Raw genomic sequence first — 18,009 nt, forward strand, 5'->3', positions numbered from 1 at the left:
ATGCCCTCCCCCTCCTCCTACATCGAGTTCAGCCGGCAGCGCGGGCTTGCCACCGACGGCCGCTGCAAATCCTTCGCCGCCTCCGCCGACGGCACCGCCTGGTCCGAAGGTGTCGGTGTGCTGCTGGTCGAGCGGCTGTCGGACGCGCAGCGGCTGGGCCATCCCGTGCTGGCGGTGGTGCGCGGCACCGCGGTCAACCAGGACGGTGCCTCCAACGGCCTCACCGCGCCCAACGGCCCTTCCCAGCAACGGGTCATCAACGCCGCCCTGAGCGACGCACGGCTGACCGCGGCCGACATCGACCTCGTCGAAGCCCACGGCACCGGCACGCGGCTCGGCGACCCGATCGAGGCCCAGGCCATCATCGCCACCTACGGGCAGCACCGCGACCAGCCCCTCCGGCTCGGCTCCCTCAAGTCCAACATCGGGCACACCCAGGCCGCCGCCGGAGTCGCCGGCGTCATCAAAACCGTCATGGCCATGCACCACAGCAAGATGCCCAAAACGCTCCACGTGGACGAACCCACCCCCGAGGTCGACTGGACCAGCGGGGCCGTCGAACTCCTCACCGAAGCACAGGACTGGCCGAACCAGGAGGAACGCCCCCGACGCGCTGGCATCTCCTCCTTCGGAGTCAGCGGCACCAACGCCCACGTCATCCTCGAACATAGTCCCGAGCCGGAACTCGACGACAGTACCGGCAGAATCCCGCAGAGACCGGAACGCAGTCGGCCGGACCGGTGCCGTGGGTGCTCTCCGCCCACAGCGAGCCCGCGCTGGACTGCCCTGGCCGAACGGCTTGCCGTGCACGTCGAGGAGACCGACACGCCGCTCGGCGACATCGCACACTCCCTCCTGACCACCCGTGCCGCCCTGCCCCACCGCGCGGTACTCGTGGGATCCACCCGTGAGGAGTTCACCGCCGGGCTCGGCCAGCTCACCGGACACACACCGGGCGGTGGGAAGACGGTTCTGGTCTTTCCCGGGCAGGGCTCGCAGTGGACCGGTATGGGCCGGCGTCTCTGGGAGACCTCACCCGTCTACCGCAACACGGTCGAGGAAATCGACGCGGCCCTGCGTGAACACGTCGACTGGTCGGTCACCGACATCCTCAACGGTGCACCCGGTGCGCCCGGGTGGGAGCGTGTCGATGTCATCCAGCCCGTCCTGTTCACCATCATGAGCGCCCTCGCCGCCCTCTGGCAGCACCACGGTCTCACACCCGACGCCGTCCTCGGGCACTCCCAGGGCGAGGTCGCCGCCGCCTACATCGCCGGAGCCCTCACCCTGCCCGACGCCGCCCGCATCACCACCCTCCGCAGCCAGGCACTCCTCCCCCTGACCGGCCGCGGCACCATGGTCTCGGTTCTCGCGCCGCCCGAGAAGATCCAGGAGATCGCCGATCCCGCCCACTGGAACACCCGGATCTGGATCGCCGCCCGCAACGCACCCGACACCACCACCATCACCGGCGACACCCAGGCCGTCCACCAGCTCACCCGGCAGCTCTCCCGCCACCGCATCATGCGCTGGCCCCTGCCCGGCGTCGACTTCGCCGGCCACTCCGGCCACATCGACCAGCTCCACGACACCCTCAAAAACATCCTCGCCCCCATCACCCCCCAAACCCCCACCATCCCCTTCTACTCCACCGTCGACAACACCTGGATCACCGGCCAGGACCTCGACGCCGACTACTGGTACCGCAACCTCCGCCAACCCGTCCTCTTCCAGCCCGCCATCACCCACCTCACCCACCACGGATACACCACCTACATCGAAACCAGCCCCCACCCCCTCCTCACCCCCGCCATCCAGGAAACCAGCCCCCACACCACCACCATCACCACACTCCGCCAGGACACCAACGACCACCACACCTACCTCACCGCACTCGCCAACGCCCACACCCACGGCATCCCCATCAACTGGCACACCCTCATCCCCGACGGCCACCACGCCGACCTGCCCACCTACCCCTTCCAGCACGAACGCTTCTGGCTAACAGACACACCAGGCACCGACACCAACGTCGAAGGCGCCGGCCTCAACCAGACCGATCACCCGCTGCTGGGCGCGGTGACCACCCTGGCCGAAACCGATGAAGTCGTACTGTCCGGCCGGCTCTCCACCACCACCCACCCCTGGCTCACCGACCACGCCGTCAACAACACCCCCCTCCTCCCCGGCACCGCCCTCCTCGACATGGCCCTCCACGCCGGCGACCACACCCACCACACCACCCTCGACGAACTCATCATCCACACACCCATCCCCCTCACCCACCCCACCACCATCCAAATCACCACAAGCAACACAGAAACCGACAACACCCGCACCGTCACCATCCACACCCGCACCACCCCCGACACCCCCTGGACCCAACACGCCACCGGCACCCTCAGCCGCACCACCACACCCCACACCACACCCCACACCACCTGGCCACCCCCCGGCGCCCAGCCCATCAACCTCACCAACGCCTACGAACACCTCACCACCACCGGACTCCAATACGGCCCCGCCTTCCAAGGACTCCACACCCTCTGGCAACACGACACCACCCTCTACGCCGAAATCACACTCCCCGAACCCGCACAAGACACCACCGGATACGGCATCCACCCCGCACTCCTCGACGCCGCCCTCCACGCAGCCAGCATCACCACCGACCAAACCGAAATCCGCCTCCCCTTCGCCTGGACCGGCGTCACCCTCCACGCCACAAACGCCACCCACCTCCGCGTCGAACTCCACATCAGACGACACCGGCACCATCCACCTCCACGCCACCGACACCACCGGTCAGCCCGTCATCACCATCGACTCCCTGACCACCCGGCCCGTCACCGCCGACCAGCTCCTACACCAACCGGTACGGGACCCGACGGCCTCTACAGCCTCGAATGGACCCCCTACACCCCCACCGCCACGGCCACCCCGGCCGACTTCGAGCGGTACACCGTCCCGGATGCCGGGGATGATGTGCTGGCCGATGTCCACCGCATCACCGCCGACACCCTCGCCCACGTCCAGGAGTACCTGGCCACGGACACCACCACCCCCCTGGTCGTCGAGGCGCATCACGACGACCTCGCCGGCGGAACCGTGTGGGGACTTCTGCGTACGGCGCAGACCGAGAACCCCGACCGGATCATCCTCGTCGACACCGATCACCACCCCGCCTCACAAGAGGCCCTCCCCGCGCTCGTCGCCTCCGGCCAGCCCCAGGCCCGCATCCGCAACGGCGTCATCACCATCCCCCGCCTCACACGGACACCGGCGGACCACCAGACCCCCACCGGACAACCCGCCGACCTCTCCCAGGGCACCATCCTCATCACCGGCGGCACCGGCAGCCTCGGCTCCCTCATCGCCCGCCACCTCGTCACCACCCACGGCGCACGCGACCTCGTCCTCGTCAGCCGCAGCGGACCCGACGCCGACAACGCCGCCGAACTCACCACCGAACTCGAAGAGCACGGCGCCCGTGTCCGCGTGATCGCCTGCGACATCACCGACCACGACGCCCTCACCCGCCTCATCGACCACATCGGCCCCCTCACCGGTGTCATCCACACCGCCGCGGCCCTGGCCGACACCACCTTCGACCGCCTCGACACCCACGGCCTCACCACCACCCTCGCCCCCAAAGCCGACCCCGCCTGGTGGCTCCACCAACTCACCCGACACCACGACCTCGCCCTCTTCGTCGTCTTCTCCTCCGCCGCCGCCGTACTCGGCAGCCCAGGACAAGCCAACTACGCAGCCGCCAACAGCTTCCTCGACACCCTCGCCACCCACCGCCGCACCCAAGGCCTCCCCGCCACCTCACTCGCCTGGGGCTGGTGGCAACGAACCAGCGGCATGACCCGCCACCTCACCCAGACCGACCACGACCGCATGACCCGCACCGGCATCCGGCCACTGACGGACCAGCAGGGGCTGGAACTGTTCGACACCGCCCTCGCCGGGGACTCCGGAAACGTGGTCACAGCGACGTTCGACCTGCCCACGATCAGCCGCTCCGGTGCCATACCCCCGTACTGCTGCAAGGGCTCGTCCGCACGCCGCGTCGGCAGGCGGTCGGGGTGAGCGCCGGCGGAGCCGAGACGTGGGCGGAGCGGATCGCGGCGATGGCGCCAGAGGACCGGGAGGCCTGCGGTGCTGAAGTCGGTGACCGTGCAGGCGGCCCAGGTCCTCGGGCACTCGGACCGAGGCGGCATCGAGCCTGACCAGGCCTTCAAGGACCTTGGCTTCGACTCCCTCACCGCCGTCGAGTTCCGCAACCGCCTGTCGGCGACGACCGGGCTCCGGCTGCCCGCCACCCTCATCTTCGACTACCCGACGGCCGCAGCGGTCACGCGTTATCTGCTGGACCAGGTCCCTCCGCCGCGCCTGCTCCCAAAGCCGGCCCCGCGAGCGATCAGGACGAGCACGAACTGCGCCGGATCCTGGCGAGCGTTCCGGTCACCCGCTTCCGCGAGGCCGGCGTGCTGGAGGCGCTGCTGAAGCTGGCCGGCTCGTCGAGCCCGGCGGACTCTCCGGACGCGTCCGAGCCCGACGAGGACGACCTGATCGACGCCATGGACGCCAAGGCGCTGATCCAGCACGTGATGGACGGAACCGGAGCATGAAGGGCGCGACGATGAACAACGAACAGCTATTCGAGGCACTGCGTGTGTCGGCCAAGGAGAACGCCCGGCTGCGCCGCGAGAACGCCTCGCTCCAGAAGACCGCGGCCGAGCCGGTCGCGATTGTGGGGATGGCGTGCCGGCTGCCGGGCGGTGTCGACTCGCCGGAGTCGTTGTGGGAGCTGGTCGCCTCGGGCCGCGACGGCATCACTCCGGATTCCCCACCGACCGCGGCTGGAACCTGGAGGACATCTTCGACCCCGACCCGGACCACCCGGGCACCTCGTACGTGCGGGAGGGCGGCTTCCTGCACGACGCGGGACACTTCGACCCCGACCTGTTCGGCATCTCGCCGCGCGAGGCACTGGCCACGGATCCGCAGCAGCGGCTGCTGCTGGAGACCACCTGGGAAGTCCTCGAACGCGCCGGCATCGACCCGGCGACCCTCCGCGGCAGCCGCACCGGCGTCTTCACCGGCATCATGTACCAGCGACTACGTGACCCGGCTGCGGAGCTTCCCCGCCGAGCTGGAGGGTTATCTCGGCAACGGCAGTGCGGCGAGTGTGGCGTCGGGGCGGGTGTCGTACACCTTCGGCTTCGAAGGCCCGGCCGTCTCGCTGGACACCGCCTGCTCGTCCTCCCTGGTCGCCCTGCACCTCGCTGTCCAGTCCCTCCGCTCCGGCGAATGCTCGCTCGCGGTCGCCGGCGGCGTGACGGTGATGTCCGTTCCGCACCCGTTCATCGAGTTCAGCCGGCAGCGCGGGCTGGCTGACGACTCGCCGCTGCAAGGCCTTCGCCGCCTCCGCCGACGGCACCGGCCTGAGTGAGGGTGTCGGTGTGCTGCTGGTCGAGCGGCTGTCGGACGCCCAGCGGCTGGGTCATCGCGTGCTCGCGGTGGTCCGCGGGACCGCGGTCAACCAGGACGGTGCCTCCAACGGCCTCACCGCGCCCAACGGCCCTTCCCAGCAACGGGTCATCAATGCCGCCCTGAGCGACGCACGGCTGACCGCGGCCGACATCGACCTTGTCGAAGCCCACGGCACCGGCACGCGGCTCGGTGACCCGATCGAGGCCCAGGCCATCATCGCCGCCTACGGGCAGCACCGCGACCAGCCCCTCCGGCTTGGCTCGCTCAAGTCCAACATCGGGCACACCCAGGCCGCCGCCGGAGTCGCCGGCGTCATCAAAACCGTCATGGCCATGCACCACGGCCACATGCCGAAGACCCTTCACGTGGACGAACCCACGCCCGAGGTCGACTGGACCACCGGCGCCGTCGAACTCCTCACCGAACCCCAGGACTGGCCGAACCTGGAGGAACGCCCGCGACGCGCAGGCATCTCCTCCTTCGGCGTCAGCGGCACCAACGCCCACGTCATCCTCGAACAAGCCCCCACCACAACAGAACCGGCCGAACCGGCGGAGCCGGAAACGCCGCTGGCCGGACCCGTGCCCTGGCTGCTCTCCGCGCACAGTGAGCCCGCGCTCCGGGAATCCGCCCAGTGGCTGAACAGCCCTCGCCGTACACGTCGAGGAGACCGACACACCGTCCACGACATCGCGCACTCGCTCCTGACCACCCGGGCCACCCTGTCCCACCGTGCCGTGCTCGTCGGGGAGACCCGCGGGGACTTCACCACCGCACTCGCGCCTTGACCCCGCACCCGGCACCGGGGACAGTGGTCCGGTCGCGGTGATGTTCACCGGTCAGGGCTCCCAGCAGCCCGGCATGGGACGACTGCTCCACGAACGCTTCCCCGCCTTCGCCCAAGCCCTCGACGAAATATTCGAACTCACCGGACCCCACCTGCGTGACGTCATGTTCAGCCCCGACCAGGCCGAGGCACTCCAGCGGACGGACAACACGCAACTCGCGCTGTTCGCCTACGGAACAGCCCTCTACCGCCTCTGGGAATCCTGGGGCCTGCACCCCGACTACCTCTGCGGCCACTCAGCCGGCGAAATCACCGCCGCCCACATCGCCGGCACCCTCACCCTCCCCGACGCCATCCACCTCGTCACCACACGCGGCACCCTCATGCGCAACCTCCCCCCGGCGGCGCCATGCTCGCCGTCGCCACCGACCCCAACACCCTCCAACCCCACCTCCACAACCACCACCACACCGTCTCCATCGCCGCCATCAACGGCCCCCACGCCACCGTCCTCTCCGGCGACCACACCACCCTCCAACACATCGCCCACAACCTCACCACCCAAAAAATCAAAACCAACTGGCTCAACGTCAGCCACGCCTTCCACTCCCCCCTCATGCACCCCATCCACACCCCCTTCACCACCACCCTCCAACAACTCACCTACCACCCCCCACGCATCCCCCTCATCAGCATGCTCACCGCACAACCCACCCACCCCGACGCCACCCACTGGGCCAACCACATCACCGCACCCGTCCGCTACGCCGACACCCTCCACCACCTCCACCAACAAGGCGTCACCACCTACCTCGAAATCGGCCCCGACGCCACCCTCACCGCCATGGCCCGCAACACCCTCCCCCCAACCACCCACCTCATCCCCACCACCCGCCGCAACCACAACGATCCGCACGACCCTACTCTCCGCCGCCGGACACGCCCACACCCAGGGCATCAAACCGTCAACTGGCACTCCCTCATCCCCCCGCGGCCACCACACCTCCCTCCCCACCTACCCCTTCCAACGACGCAACGCTACTGGCTGCATGAGGGCGCGGAAGGAACGGCCGGGACGTAGAGAGCGTCGGCCTATCGAGGACCAAACACCCGCTGCTGGGTGCGGTGACCACGATCGCCGGCAGCGGCGCGGTCGTACTGTCCGGCCGACTGTCCCCCGCCGCACCCCCTGGCTCGCCGACCACACCGTGGACGGCACCGTCATCGTCCCCGGCACCGCCCTCGTCGACATGGCAATCCGAGCCGGCGACGAAGCCGGCCACAGCGTCCTGGACGAACTCGTCATACAAACCCCACTCGTGCTCGACCGGCCCACCACCGTACAAGTCACCGTAGGCCCCACCGAACCCGACGGACACCGCCCCGTAACCATCCACACCCGGCACGACAACAACGACTGGACCGAACACGCAACAGGCACACCCTCACCCAACACGCGGACACACCCACCCCACCCCACAACTGGCCACCCGCCGAAGCACAACCGGTCGACCTCACCGACCTCTACGAACGCCTGACAGACACCGGACTGCAATACGGCCCCGCCTTCCAAGGACTGCGCACCCTCTGGCAACACGGCACCACCCTCTACGCCGAAGTCACACTCCCCGAACCCGCAGGAGACACCAACGGATACGGCATCCACCCCGCACTCCTCGACGCCGCCCTCCACGCAGCCGCCGCCACAACCGAACTCCCCGAAATCCGCCTCCCCTTCGCCTGGACCGGCGTCACCCTCCACGCCACCAACGCCACCCACCTCCGCGTAACACTCAAAACAGACCACACCGGCACCATCCACCTCCACGCCACCGACACCACCAACCAGCCCATCGTCACCATCAACTCCCTCACCACCCGACCAATCGACCCCGACCAACTACACCAAACCGGAACGGCACCAGACGGCCTCTACAGCCTCGAATGGACCCCCTACACCCCCACCGCCACAGCCGCCCCCGCCGACTTCGAGCGGTACACCGTCCCCGACGCCGGGGACGACGTGCTCGCCGACGTCCACCGCATCACCACCGACACCCTCACCCACGTCCAGGAATACCTGGCTCACGGACACCACCACCCCCCTCGTCGTCGAGGCCCACCACGACGACCTCGCCGGCGGAACCGTCTGGGGACTTCTGCGCACCGCACAGACCGAAAACCCCGACCGGATCATCCTCGTCGACACCGATCACCACGCCGCCTCGCAGGAGGCCCTTTCCGCGCTCGTCGCCTCCGGCCAGCCCCAGGCCCGTATCCGCAACGGCACCATCGCCGTCCCCCGCCTCACCCCCACAGCACCGACCGAACCGGTCACCATCGGCGACGGCACCATCCTCATCACCGGCGGCACCGGCAGCCTCGGCTCCCTCATCGCCCGCCACCTCGTCACCACCCACGGCGCACGCGACCTCGTCCTCGTCAGCCGCACCGGACCCGACGCCGACAACGCCACCACCCTCACCACCGAACTCGAACACCACGGCGCCCGCGTCCGCATCATCGCCTGCGACATCACCGACCACGACGCCCTCACCCACCTCATCGACGACACCGGCCCCCTCACCGGCGTCATCCACACCGCCGCAGCCCTCGCCGACACCACCTTCGACCACCTCCAGCCCCACCACCTCACCACCACCCTCACCCCCAAAGCCGACCCCGCCTGGTGGCTCCACCAACTCACCCAGCACCACAACCTCACCCACTTCGTCCTCTTCTCCTCCGTCGCCGGCATCCTCGGAGCACCCGGCCAGGCCAACTACGCAGCCGCCAACACCTTCCTCGACACCCTCGCCACCCACCGACGCACCCAAAACCTCCCCGCCACCTCACTCGCCTGGGGCTGGTGGGAGAACCCGACCGGGTTGGCCCGGGACCTTGGCGCGGCCGACCGGGAACGGATGACCCGCGCCGGGCTGCGCGGCCTGTCGGACGCCGAGGGGCTGGCGTTGTTCGACGCGGCGATCGGTGCTGGTGCCGCCGTGCTGGTGCCGGCGAAGCTGGATGTCCAGACGCTCGGGCGGCTGGACACGATGCCGGAGGTGCTACGGGGGCTGGTCCGACGGGCTCGGCCGACCGCTCTCGGCGCCACGAGCCCCGTACCGCCCGCAGTCAGCGGCGAGTCGGCGTTGGAGCTGGTGTGCACGTACGTCGCCGAAGTGCTCGGGCACGCCGACCGAAGCGCGGTGGACCGCGACCGGGACTTCCGGGAACTCGGCTTCGACTCGCTGACCGCGGTCGAGCTGCGGAACCGCCTGGCGTCCGCCACCGGGCTGCGGCTGTCCGCGACCGTGGTTTTCGACCATCCAACGGCCACGGCGCTCGCCGGCCATCTGCGGGAGCAGCTCTCCGCCGGACGTTCGCCGGAGTCATCGGCGTACACGGTGGCCGCGCTGTACGAGAGGCTGTACCAGGACGGTCGGATCGAGGCGGCGACACAGATGCTGGTCGGGGCGTCGTGGTCGGTACCCACGTTCTCGGCCGAGGACAGCGCTGAGCACGCCATGCCGCCGGTGGCGGTGGCGGCCGGTCCGCGGTTGCCCAAACTGGTGTGTGTTCCGGCGGTGACCCCGGTGGCCGTTCCGCACGAGTACGACGCCCTGGGCCGTCGGCTGGACGGCGTCCTGGACGGCGTGGTGCTGCCGTACCCCGGTTTCGGTGCCGGGCAGGCCGTCCCGTACGACCGGGAGGCGCTGATCGCGATGCACGCGCGGTCGGTGCTGGCACACGTCGGTGACGAGCCGTACATCCTGTTGGGCCGGTCCATGGGCGGCTCTGTCGCTCACGCCGTCACCAGCGAGCTGGAGCGGCTGGGCCGCGGGCCGCAGGGGCTGGTGCTGATCGACACCTACCCGTTGGACAGCGACGGGCGCCCCCAGGAGTGGCTGCTCGGGCTGCCGGCACAGGCGGCGGTGGAGGCGGGCGCGCCGGACGATGCCGCGCTGCTCGCGATGGGCGCCTACCTGCGGATGTTCGCCGGCTGGGCCCCGTGCGCGGTCACCGCGCCGACGCTGTTCCTGCGGGCCGGCCGGCCCACGCCGGAGATGGCCGGGCGGGACAGGTGGCAGGCGGAGTGGCCGATGCCGCACGATCTGGTCGAGGTGACGGGCGATCACTTCACGGTGCTGACCGATGAGGTGGCCGACACCGCGGACGCGTTGCTGGGCTGGCTGGAGAAACTGGGCTGACCGGGAGGCCGGCCGTCAGGCCGGTGTGGCCGCCACCGCGACGGACGTCCCGGCGACTGCCGTCCGTGGCGGCCGGGAGCGGGCGCCCCAGACCGGTCTCGACCGGGTGCAGCAGCTCGTGGAGGCGACGGTACGGGCCGGGTGCCGGCCGAAAGGTCGCTGCCGGCGGAGCTGGGGCCCGTACCGCGTGACGGCCGGGTCGTGCGGCGTGCCGGATTTCCCGCCTGACCTGCTGTGACAGGTGGTCGACCGGCCGGGCGACTGACGGGCGGTGACCGGTCCGTGGAACGGACGGTGGAATTCCGTCACTGGGCGCGGGTGCGGCGCACACCTAGCATCAGCGACGCCGGAACGACCCGGTCGGCACAGGGGGATCGGCCTCATCGCAGGAGGTACCTTGACAAGGTTGGTGGAGAGGGACGAGCAGCTATCCCGTCTTGCCGCGTTGCTGGGCCAGGCCCGGTCGGGGACGGGGGGCATCGCCCTCGTGGAGGGGAAGGCGGCGACCGGCAAGACCGACTTGCTGCACTCGTTCGCCCGGTCCGCCGACGACGCGTTTTCGGACGGGGCGTCCGAGGCCGTCGGATCCGCGGCGGGCAGGCCCGCCGACGGCGCGTCAGCGGGCCGCGGGCCGGCGGGCGACCGGTCGGTGGACGGTGTGGTCACGGTCCGCGTGACGGCGGACAGCCTGGTCGTGGGCGGTGAGTCCGCGGTCGGCGGCGCGCTGCTCCAGTTGCACGCGATCTGCTCACCGGCGGAGCAGGCGCTTCCGTTGGGCGTGGTGAGCCAGCTCTTCCTGGCGCCTGCTCTGCCGGCGGCATTCCGGGCCCGCGCCGCGGAGCTGATCGACCGTCTGGCGTCGGCCCCCGGCACCGGGGCGACGGAGCGGCTCACCGCCCAGGTGCTGCACGGGCTGTGCGTGGAACTGCTCGCCCTGGTGGACCGTTCGCCTGCGCTGATCACGGTGGACGACGTACAGCACGCCGACCCGGAGTCGGTGCTGTGGCTGCTGTACCTGGCGCGGCGCATCGCCCCGGCCCCGGTGCTGGTCGTGCTGGCCAGCGACGTCGGGCCGCACCCCGGCTTCCAGGCGGCCAGGACGGAGCTGTTGCGGTATCCGCACAGCGACGTGATCACGGTCGGCCGGCTGTCGCAAGAGGGCACCGCGGAGCTGATCGGCCACCATCTCGGGCCGTCGGCCGCGCAGCGGCTGACCCCGGCGTTCTTCGGCGCCAGCGGAGGCAACCCGCTGCTGCTGAACGCGCTGCTGGAGGACTGGCGGACCGGCCGCACCATGGCCGGCCACGCCTACCGGCGCGCGCTGCTGACCAGTGTGCGGCGGGGCGGGCCCACCGGGCTCGCCGTGGTCCGGGGGCTGGCGGTGCTGGGTGAGCACGCGTCGGAGGCGCTGTTGAGCCGGCTGGTCGGGATGAACGTGGACGTGGTCGCCGAAACGGTCCGGACCTTCGAGGCCGCGGGGCTGCTCAGCGACGGAGGGTTCGCACATCCCAACGGTCGGGCCGGGGTGCTCGACGACATGCCGCCGCAGCAGCGCGCCGGGCTGCACCGCACCGTGGCCCGGCTGTTGCAGGAGCGGGGCGAACCGGCCACGGCCGTCGCGGCGCACATCATCGCGGGCGAGGGCGCCGACGGGATCGCGACCACCCGGGTGTTACGGGACGCGGCCGAGAGCCACCTTCTGGAACAGCGGTTCTCGGTCGCCGTCGACTGCCTGGAACAGGCGCTGCGGAGCAGCCGGGACGGCCGGGAGCGCGCGGCGATCCGGGCGAGGCTCGCGCAGGTGGAGTGGCGTTCCGATCCCCGGGCGGCGGCCCGTCACCTGGAACCGCTGGTCGGGGACGCCCGCGCCGGTGTGCTCGCGCCCGGTGACGTCATCGAGGTGTGTCTGCAGTTGCTGTGGCAGGGCCGCGGCGAGGAGGCCGCCGCGCTCACCGAGAAACTGCGGGCGGCGCCCGACGACGCCCCGGCCGACACCGGGGCGCGCCTGCGGGCGTTCGAGCTGTGGCTGATGTGTACCCATCCGCGGCCGGTGCGGCGGCGCCGACCGGTGCTGCGGGGCCAGTCGGCAGCCGACGGCCCGGCGGAGCGGACCGCTCCGTGGCAGCAGTTCTCGGAGGTGCTGGCGGATGTGCTCATCCACAGGCGGTACGAGGAGGCCACCGAGCGGGCCGAGCAGTTGCTCCACAAGGCTGGCCTCCAGCGGGGTCCGGTGTGGACCGGCGAGTCGGCGCTGCTGTGCCTGATGCCGGAGGTGTACGCCGACCGGATGGCGCAGGCGACCCGGTGGTGCGAGGTGTGGCGCCACGATCCGTGGATAGCGCGGGTCCCGATGTCGCGGGCCGAACTGGCGGCGGTGTCGGCGGAGATCGCCGTCCGGCGCGGGGACCTGGCCGCGGCGGTCGAACGGGCGCGGGCCGCGCTGGAGGAGGTGTCCGTGCCGGCCTGGGGCACAGCCGTCGGCCTGCCGCTGAGTTCGCTGATCCTGGCCGCGACCCGGACCGGCCAGGTGCGGACGGCCGCCGAGTACCTGCGGGTGCCGGTGCCCGCGTCGATGTTCGAGAGCCGGTACGGGCTGCACTATCTGTACGCGCGCGGCCACTACCACCTGGCATGCGACAACCACACCGCCGCGCTGGCGGACTTCTTCGCCTGCGGCGAGCTGATGCGCTCCTGGTCGTTGGACACTCCCGGACTGGTGCCGTGGCGCACCGGAGCGGCGGAGGCCTGGCTGCGGCAGGGCAACCGGGAGCAGGCGAGACGGCTGCTGAACGAGCAACTGGCCGGGGTGGGCACGGACTTCGGCCGGGTTCGGGGGCAGGCCCTGCGGCTGCTGGCGGCGTGCGGGAGCGAGCGTCGGCGCACCGACCTGCTGGGGGACGCGGTGGAGGTCCTGGAGGGCACCGGGGACCGTTACGAGCTGGCGTGGGCGCTGGCCGACCTGAGCCGCGCGCACCACGCCTCCGGCGAGCATCGGCGGGCGCGGCAGACGGCCCGCAGGGCCTGGTACGTGGCGCGCGGCTGCCAGGCCGAGCCGCTGTGCGGGGAGCTTTTCCCAGGCATGACCGACAACGAGGTGGGCGGGCCCGGCTCGTTGGCAGACACCGCGCTGGGCTTCCTCAGCCGGGCCGAGCGGCGGGTCGCGACGCTGGCGTCGGCCGGCTACACCAACCACGCCATCGCGAGGAAACTGTTCATCACCGAGAGCACGGTCGAGCAGCACCTCACGAAGGTGTACCGCAAGCTCAACGTCAAGCATCGCGAGGAACTGCCCGCGCTGCTCCACCACGACACAGCGACGTCGGCATGAGGCGCGATCCGCTGCCGTCGGCGTGGGAGTCGCTGCCGGCCCAGCAGCAGCCGGAGTGGGACGCGCACCCCTTGCACGCCGCTGTACTCGGGCGGCTGCGGAACGCCGCGCCGCTGGTGACCCATGCCGAGGCGGCGACCCTGGGACAAGGGCTGGCGGAGGTCGCGCTGGGCAGGGCGCGGGTGGTGCAGGCGGGTGACTGCGCGGAGAGCTTCTACGAGTCCGGGGCCGCGCACACCGCGGCGAAGGTGGCGGCGATCGATGCGCTGGCCGACCGGATGGCGGCGCTGGCCGGGCAGTCGGTGCTGCGCATCGGACGGATCGCCGGGCAGTACGCCAAGCCGCGGTCGGCACCGGTCGAGGTGGTCGACGGGGTGAAGCTGCCGGTCTTCCGCGGCCACATGGTCAACCAGGAGACCGTTTCGGAGCTCGCCCGGCGGCCCGATCCGCGCCGGATGGTGTGGGCGTACCACGCGAGCGCGGAGATCCTGTCGGACCTGCGCGCCCGGCGCCGGGCGGCCGCGGACGGCGGGCGGCTGGGGCCGTGGTCGAGCCACGAGGCGCTGGTGCTGGACTACGAGGCGGGCCTGGTGCGGCACGATCCGGTGAGCGGCAGGTCTCTGCTGGGATCCACGCACTTCCCGTGGATCGGTGAGCGGACCCGCCAGCTCGACCACGCGCACGTGGCGCTGCTGGCCGCGGTGGGCAACCCGGTGGGCTGCAAGATCGGCCCGTCGACGGACCCGGACACACTGCTGGGGCTGTGCGCCGCGCTCGATCCGGACCGGGTGCCCGGGCGGCTGACATTGATTTTCCGGATGGGCCGCGACATGGTCGCGGGCGCTCTTCCACCGCTGGTGCGTGCGGTGGTGTCGGCAGGGCATCCGGTGGTGTGGATGAGCGATCCGATGCACGGCAACACGCGACGGGCGGCGGGCGGGGTCAAAACCCGGTACCTGGCCGACCTGGTCGCGGAGAGCCGGGAGTTCCGGCGGGTTGTCGAGGGGGCGGGCCGGCACGTCGGCGGGCTGCACCTGGAGGTGGCCGCGGAACACGTCACCGAGTGCGTCGGCCGCCACGGGGACGAAAGCGCGCTGACCGAGCGTTACCGGACGCTGTGCGACCCGAGGTTGACCGTAGAGCAGGCGTCCGAGCTGATCGACGCCACCTTCTGATCTGACTGGAGGCTGTATCCCGTGATCTTGGTAACCGGAGCTACCGGGTCCGTAGGCGGTGAGGTCGTCGACCGGCTGCTGGAGCAGGGCGAGAAGGTCCGTGTGCTCACCCGCAACCCCGAGGGGGCCCGGCGCTGGGCCGGGGCGGTGGACGTCGTGACCGGTGATCTGTCGGACCCCGGTGCGCTGGGGCCGGCGCTGGACCGGGTGGACCGGGCGTTCCTGCTGCTGGTGCTGCCCGGTGTCCGGCAGGCCGGGCCGATCATGGACGCGGTGCGCGACGCGGGCGTGGAGCACGCGGTGCTGCTGTCCTCGATCCGGGCGGGCAGCGCGCAGGACAGCGCTCTCAAGCAGGTCAACCTCGCGGCCGAGGCGGCGGTCCGGGAATCCGGCCTGGGCTGGACCGTGTTGCGCGGCGGCACGTTCATGTCCAACACGCTGCCGTGGGCGGCGTCGGTGCGCACCGAGCGGGTGGTGCGGGCCTTCGGCGGGGGCTTCCGCAGTTCGGCGGTGGACCCGCGGGACGTCGGCGCGGTGGCGGCGCGGGTGCTGGCGGATCCGATCCCGCACCGGTCCCGTACTCACACGCTGACGGGCGGGGAGGTGGTCACGATCACTGAGCAGGTGGCCGTGCTGGGTGACCTGCTCGGCGAGCCGGTCACGTTCGAGGAGCTGCCGGAAGCGGTGACGAGAGCGGCGATGGTGGAGCAGCTCCACTACCCGCCGGCCCTCGCCGACTCGATGGTGACCATGCTGCGGAACGGCGACGAGAGCCTGCCGCGGGTCGACGGGGCAGTGGCGGAGATCCTGGGCCGGCCACCGCGGTCGTTCCGGGAGTGGGCCGCGGACCACATCGAGGTGTTCCGGTGACGAACGACTGCGACGTGCTCGTGGTCGGCTGGGGCCCGGTCGGCCAGTTGACCGCGATGCTCCTGGCCCAGCAGGGCTGGCGGGTGACCGTGCTGGAGCGCCACGAGCGGCCGTACCCGTTCCCGCGGGCGGTGCACTTCGACGGGGAGACCGCGCGGTATCTGGCGGCTGCCGGGATCGGGGACCGGCTGCACGAGGTCGGGAACCCGGCGGTCGACTACGAGTTCCACACCGCGGACGCGGAAGTGCTGATGCGGCTGGAACTGGGCGACGACCCGCCGGGGTCGTCCGGCTGGCCGCGGTCGGTGGTCTTCCACCAGCCGGCGCTGGAGCGGGTGTTGCAGGAACGGGCCGAGAAGTTGCCGAACCTCCGGCTGCTGCGCGGCGTCGAGGTGACCGACTGTGTCGAACGGGACGACCACGTGGAGGTCCACGCGGGCCGACAACGGTTCACCGCGTCCTGGGTGGTCGGCTGCGATGGCGCGAACAGCGCGGTACGTCGCGCCATCGGGTCGACAGTGACCGACCTGGGGTTCTTCTACGACTGGCTGCTGTGCGACCTGGTGCTGCACGAGCAGCGCGAATTCCGGCCGAACAACCTGCAGATATGCGATCCGGCGCGCCCGACCACGGTGGTCTCGGGCGGCCTGGACCACCGGCGCTGGGAGTTCATGCGGCTCCCGGGCGAGAGCATCGAGGAGCTGAACCGGCCGGAGACCGCGTGGCGGCTGCTGGAACCGCACGGGATCACCCCGGACACCGCCACGATGCACCGGCACGCCGTCTACACCTTCAGGGCGCAGTGGGTGGACCAGTGGCGGCACGGCCGCGTACTGCTGGCCGGGGATGCCGCGCACCTGATGCCGCCGTTCGCCGGCCAGGGGATGTGCGCGGGCATCCGGGACGCGGCCAATCTGGTCTGGAAGCTGGACCTGGTGCTGCGCGGCCGCTGCGACGACGCTGTGCTGGACAGTTACGCGGCCGAACGCGCCGGGCACCTGCGGCACTTCATCGACTTCGCGATCGAGCTGGGCAAGATGGTGTGCGAGCTGGACCCGGCGGCGGCCGCGCTGCGGGACACCATGCTGCTGGCCCGCGCGGCCGACCCCGACGCGGGGGACCCGCCGCAGCTCAGCGGGGTTCCGCTGACCGAGGGGCTGCTGTCCGGGGCGAGCCCCGGTGCCGGCGCCTACATGCCGCAGGGCCGAGTGACCGGTACGGCCGGCACCGGACGGTTCGACGACGTGGCCGGGCGCGGATTCGTGTTCCTGAGCTCCGAGGACCCGGCGGCTCTGCTCGACGACGCCGACCGGGAGTTCCTGGCCGGCGTCGGGGCCCGCCTGGTACGGGTGGTGCCGGCCGGCTCGCCGGTGCGCGAGGACCACGTGGCCGACGACGACGGGGTGTATCTGCCGCTCCTTGCCGAGTTCTCGGCGGTCGCGCTGCTGGTGCGGCCGGACTTCTACGTCTTCGGTTCCGCCGCGGACCGTCCCTCGGTGGCGGACCTGGTGGGCGACCTGCGTCGGGGGCTGCGATCCGCGACGCCGCAACGATCACTCACACTCATGGAAGGACCAGCATGACGACCACGAACGAGTCGCTGTGGCAGAAGTGGAGGGACCTCTGGTACGACCAGTTGGACCTCGCCGACGAGATCATCGCGCCCGGATTCAAGGTGTGCCTGGAGTCCGACAACGACCTCAGCGCGATCAACGACGCGCAGGCGGTGCGCCGGTGGGTGGTGGCGGTGAACGCGATCTTCCAGGAGGCGAAGTTCACCGCTCTGGTCGGGCCGATCATCACGGACGAGTACATCACCACGCACTGGGGCGTCATCGGCAAGCTGGGTCCGGGCGTCCCTGAGATCGGGCCCGAGGGCGCGACGTTCACCCGGGTCCTGACCGAGATCCTGAAGGTGGAGAACGGCCTGCTCACCGAGTGCTGGGCGTCCTTCGACCCGGTCAAGGTGTCCACCGGCTGAAACCGTCGCCGGGCTCACCGGGCGGCTGCCCGGTGAGCCCGGCGGCCGGAACGGAACGTAAGCCCGGGACGGGGCCGGAGCGGACCGCCGGACAGGTCGGCGATCGCTCGGCGGCGGCCGGTCCCGGCGGGCCGGGCGGCCCACGGTGCCAGGAC

At 71.1% G+C, this 18,009-nt stretch carries 13 protein-coding genes and 5 pseudogenes; all 18 read left to right on the plus strand.

Annotation, left to right across the window (positions count from 1 at the left end; all coding sequences use genetic code 11):
* The 18 genes and pseudogenes from KQY30_RS36080 to KQY30_RS01975 all read left to right on the plus strand — a co-directional run bounded on the left by KQY30_RS36080 (window position 1) and on the right by KQY30_RS01975 (window position 17,854).
* The gene (locus tag KQY30_RS36080) at window positions 1-4,095 is read left to right on the plus strand and encodes a type I polyketide synthase (protein WP_302185292.1); all 4,095 of its coding nucleotides are present in this window, start codon (window positions 1-3) and stop codon (window positions 4,093-4,095) included.
* 69 nt (window positions 4,096-4,164) lie between these two features.
* A complete protein-coding gene (locus KQY30_RS01915; protein ID WP_217305254.1) occupies window positions 4,165-4,512 on the plus strand; it encodes an acyl carrier protein in 348 nt (115 codons plus the stop codon).
* The gene (locus KQY30_RS01920) at window positions 4,494-4,637 is read left to right on the plus strand and encodes a hypothetical protein (RefSeq protein WP_217305255.1); all 144 of its coding nucleotides are present in this window, start codon (window positions 4,494-4,496) and stop codon (window positions 4,635-4,637) included. Before KQY30_RS01915 ends, KQY30_RS01920 begins: the two co-directional genes overlap by 19 nt.
* Before the next feature lie 11 nt (window positions 4,638-4,648).
* Window positions 4,649-4,693 (plus strand): annotated as a pseudogene (locus KQY30_RS36085) (hypothetical protein); the annotation flags it as partial.
* Window positions 4,694-4,809: 116 nt separating this feature from the next.
* Window positions 4,810-5,070: pseudogene (locus tag KQY30_RS36090) on the plus strand (beta-ketoacyl synthase N-terminal-like domain-containing protein); the annotation flags it as partial.
* 61 nt (window positions 5,071-5,131) lie between these two features.
* Complete coding sequence (locus KQY30_RS36095; RefSeq protein WP_254407516.1) at window positions 5,132-5,461, plus strand: beta-ketoacyl synthase N-terminal-like domain-containing protein; 330 nt, start codon at window positions 5,132-5,134, stop codon at window positions 5,459-5,461.
* Window positions 5,403-6,290 carry a polyketide synthase gene (locus KQY30_RS36100; RefSeq protein ID WP_254407517.1) on the plus strand — a complete coding sequence of 296 codons (888 nt, stop codon included), beginning with the start codon at window positions 5,403-5,405 and terminating at the stop codon, window positions 6,288-6,290. Before KQY30_RS36095 ends, KQY30_RS36100 begins: the two co-directional genes overlap by 59 nt.
* A 73-nt stretch (window positions 6,291-6,363) precedes the next feature.
* Window positions 6,364-6,624, plus strand: a pseudogene (locus tag KQY30_RS01930) (acyltransferase domain-containing protein); the annotation flags it as partial.
* Window positions 6,625-6,698: 74 nt separating this feature from the next.
* Complete coding sequence (locus tag KQY30_RS01935; RefSeq protein ID WP_217305256.1) at window positions 6,699-7,370, plus strand: acyltransferase domain-containing protein; 672 nt, start codon at window positions 6,699-6,701, stop codon at window positions 7,368-7,370.
* A complete protein-coding gene (locus tag KQY30_RS37300) occupies window positions 7,339-7,827 on the plus strand; it encodes a polyketide synthase dehydratase domain-containing protein (RefSeq protein ID WP_217310675.1) in 489 nt (162 codons plus the stop codon). The genes KQY30_RS01935 and KQY30_RS37300 overlap by 32 nt, the downstream gene beginning before the upstream one ends.
* Window positions 7,767-8,174, plus strand: a pseudogene (locus tag KQY30_RS37305) (polyketide synthase dehydratase domain-containing protein); the annotation flags it as partial. The gene KQY30_RS37300 and the pseudogene KQY30_RS37305, both read left to right, overlap by 61 nt.
* Window positions 8,175-8,682: 508 nt before the next feature.
* Window positions 8,683-9,105: pseudogene (locus KQY30_RS37310) on the plus strand (KR domain-containing protein); the annotation flags it as partial.
* 72 nt (window positions 9,106-9,177) lie between these two features.
* Window positions 9,178-10,500 carry a thioesterase domain-containing protein gene (locus tag KQY30_RS01950; RefSeq protein WP_217305257.1) on the plus strand — a complete coding sequence of 441 codons (1,323 nt, stop codon included), beginning with the start codon at window positions 9,178-9,180 and terminating at the stop codon, window positions 10,498-10,500.
* Between the two features lie 397 nt (window positions 10,501-10,897).
* On the plus strand, window positions 10,898-13,828 hold the full coding sequence (locus KQY30_RS01955; RefSeq protein WP_217305258.1) for a LuxR family transcriptional regulator: 2,931 nt from the start codon (window positions 10,898-10,900) through the stop codon (window positions 13,826-13,828).
* Window positions 13,825-15,003: a 3-deoxy-7-phosphoheptulonate synthase gene (locus KQY30_RS01960; RefSeq protein ID WP_217305259.1), complete on the plus strand. Its 1,179-nt coding sequence runs from the start codon at window positions 13,825-13,827 to the stop codon at window positions 15,001-15,003. The genes KQY30_RS01955 and KQY30_RS01960 overlap by 4 nt, the downstream gene beginning before the upstream one ends.
* 21 nt (window positions 15,004-15,024) lie before the next feature.
* On the plus strand, window positions 15,025-15,873 hold the full coding sequence (locus KQY30_RS01965; RefSeq protein ID WP_217305260.1) for an NAD(P)H-binding protein: 849 nt from the start codon (window positions 15,025-15,027) through the stop codon (window positions 15,871-15,873).
* Window positions 15,870-17,456 carry a bifunctional 3-(3-hydroxy-phenyl)propionate/3-hydroxycinnamic acid hydroxylase gene (locus KQY30_RS01970; RefSeq protein WP_254406879.1) on the plus strand — a complete coding sequence of 529 codons (1,587 nt, stop codon included), beginning with the start codon at window positions 15,870-15,872 and terminating at the stop codon, window positions 17,454-17,456. The genes KQY30_RS01965 and KQY30_RS01970 overlap by 4 nt, the downstream gene beginning before the upstream one ends.
* The gene (locus KQY30_RS01975) at window positions 17,453-17,854 is read left to right on the plus strand and encodes a hypothetical protein (protein ID WP_217305262.1); all 402 of its coding nucleotides are present in this window, start codon (window positions 17,453-17,455) and stop codon (window positions 17,852-17,854) included. The genes KQY30_RS01970 and KQY30_RS01975 overlap by 4 nt, the downstream gene beginning before the upstream one ends.
* Window positions 17,855-18,009 lie beyond the last annotated feature (155 nt).

The organism is Streptomyces sp. GMY02, from assembly GCF_019056675.1.
Lineage (GTDB): Bacteria > Actinomycetota > Actinomycetes > Streptomycetales > Streptomycetaceae > Streptomyces > Streptomyces odonnellii.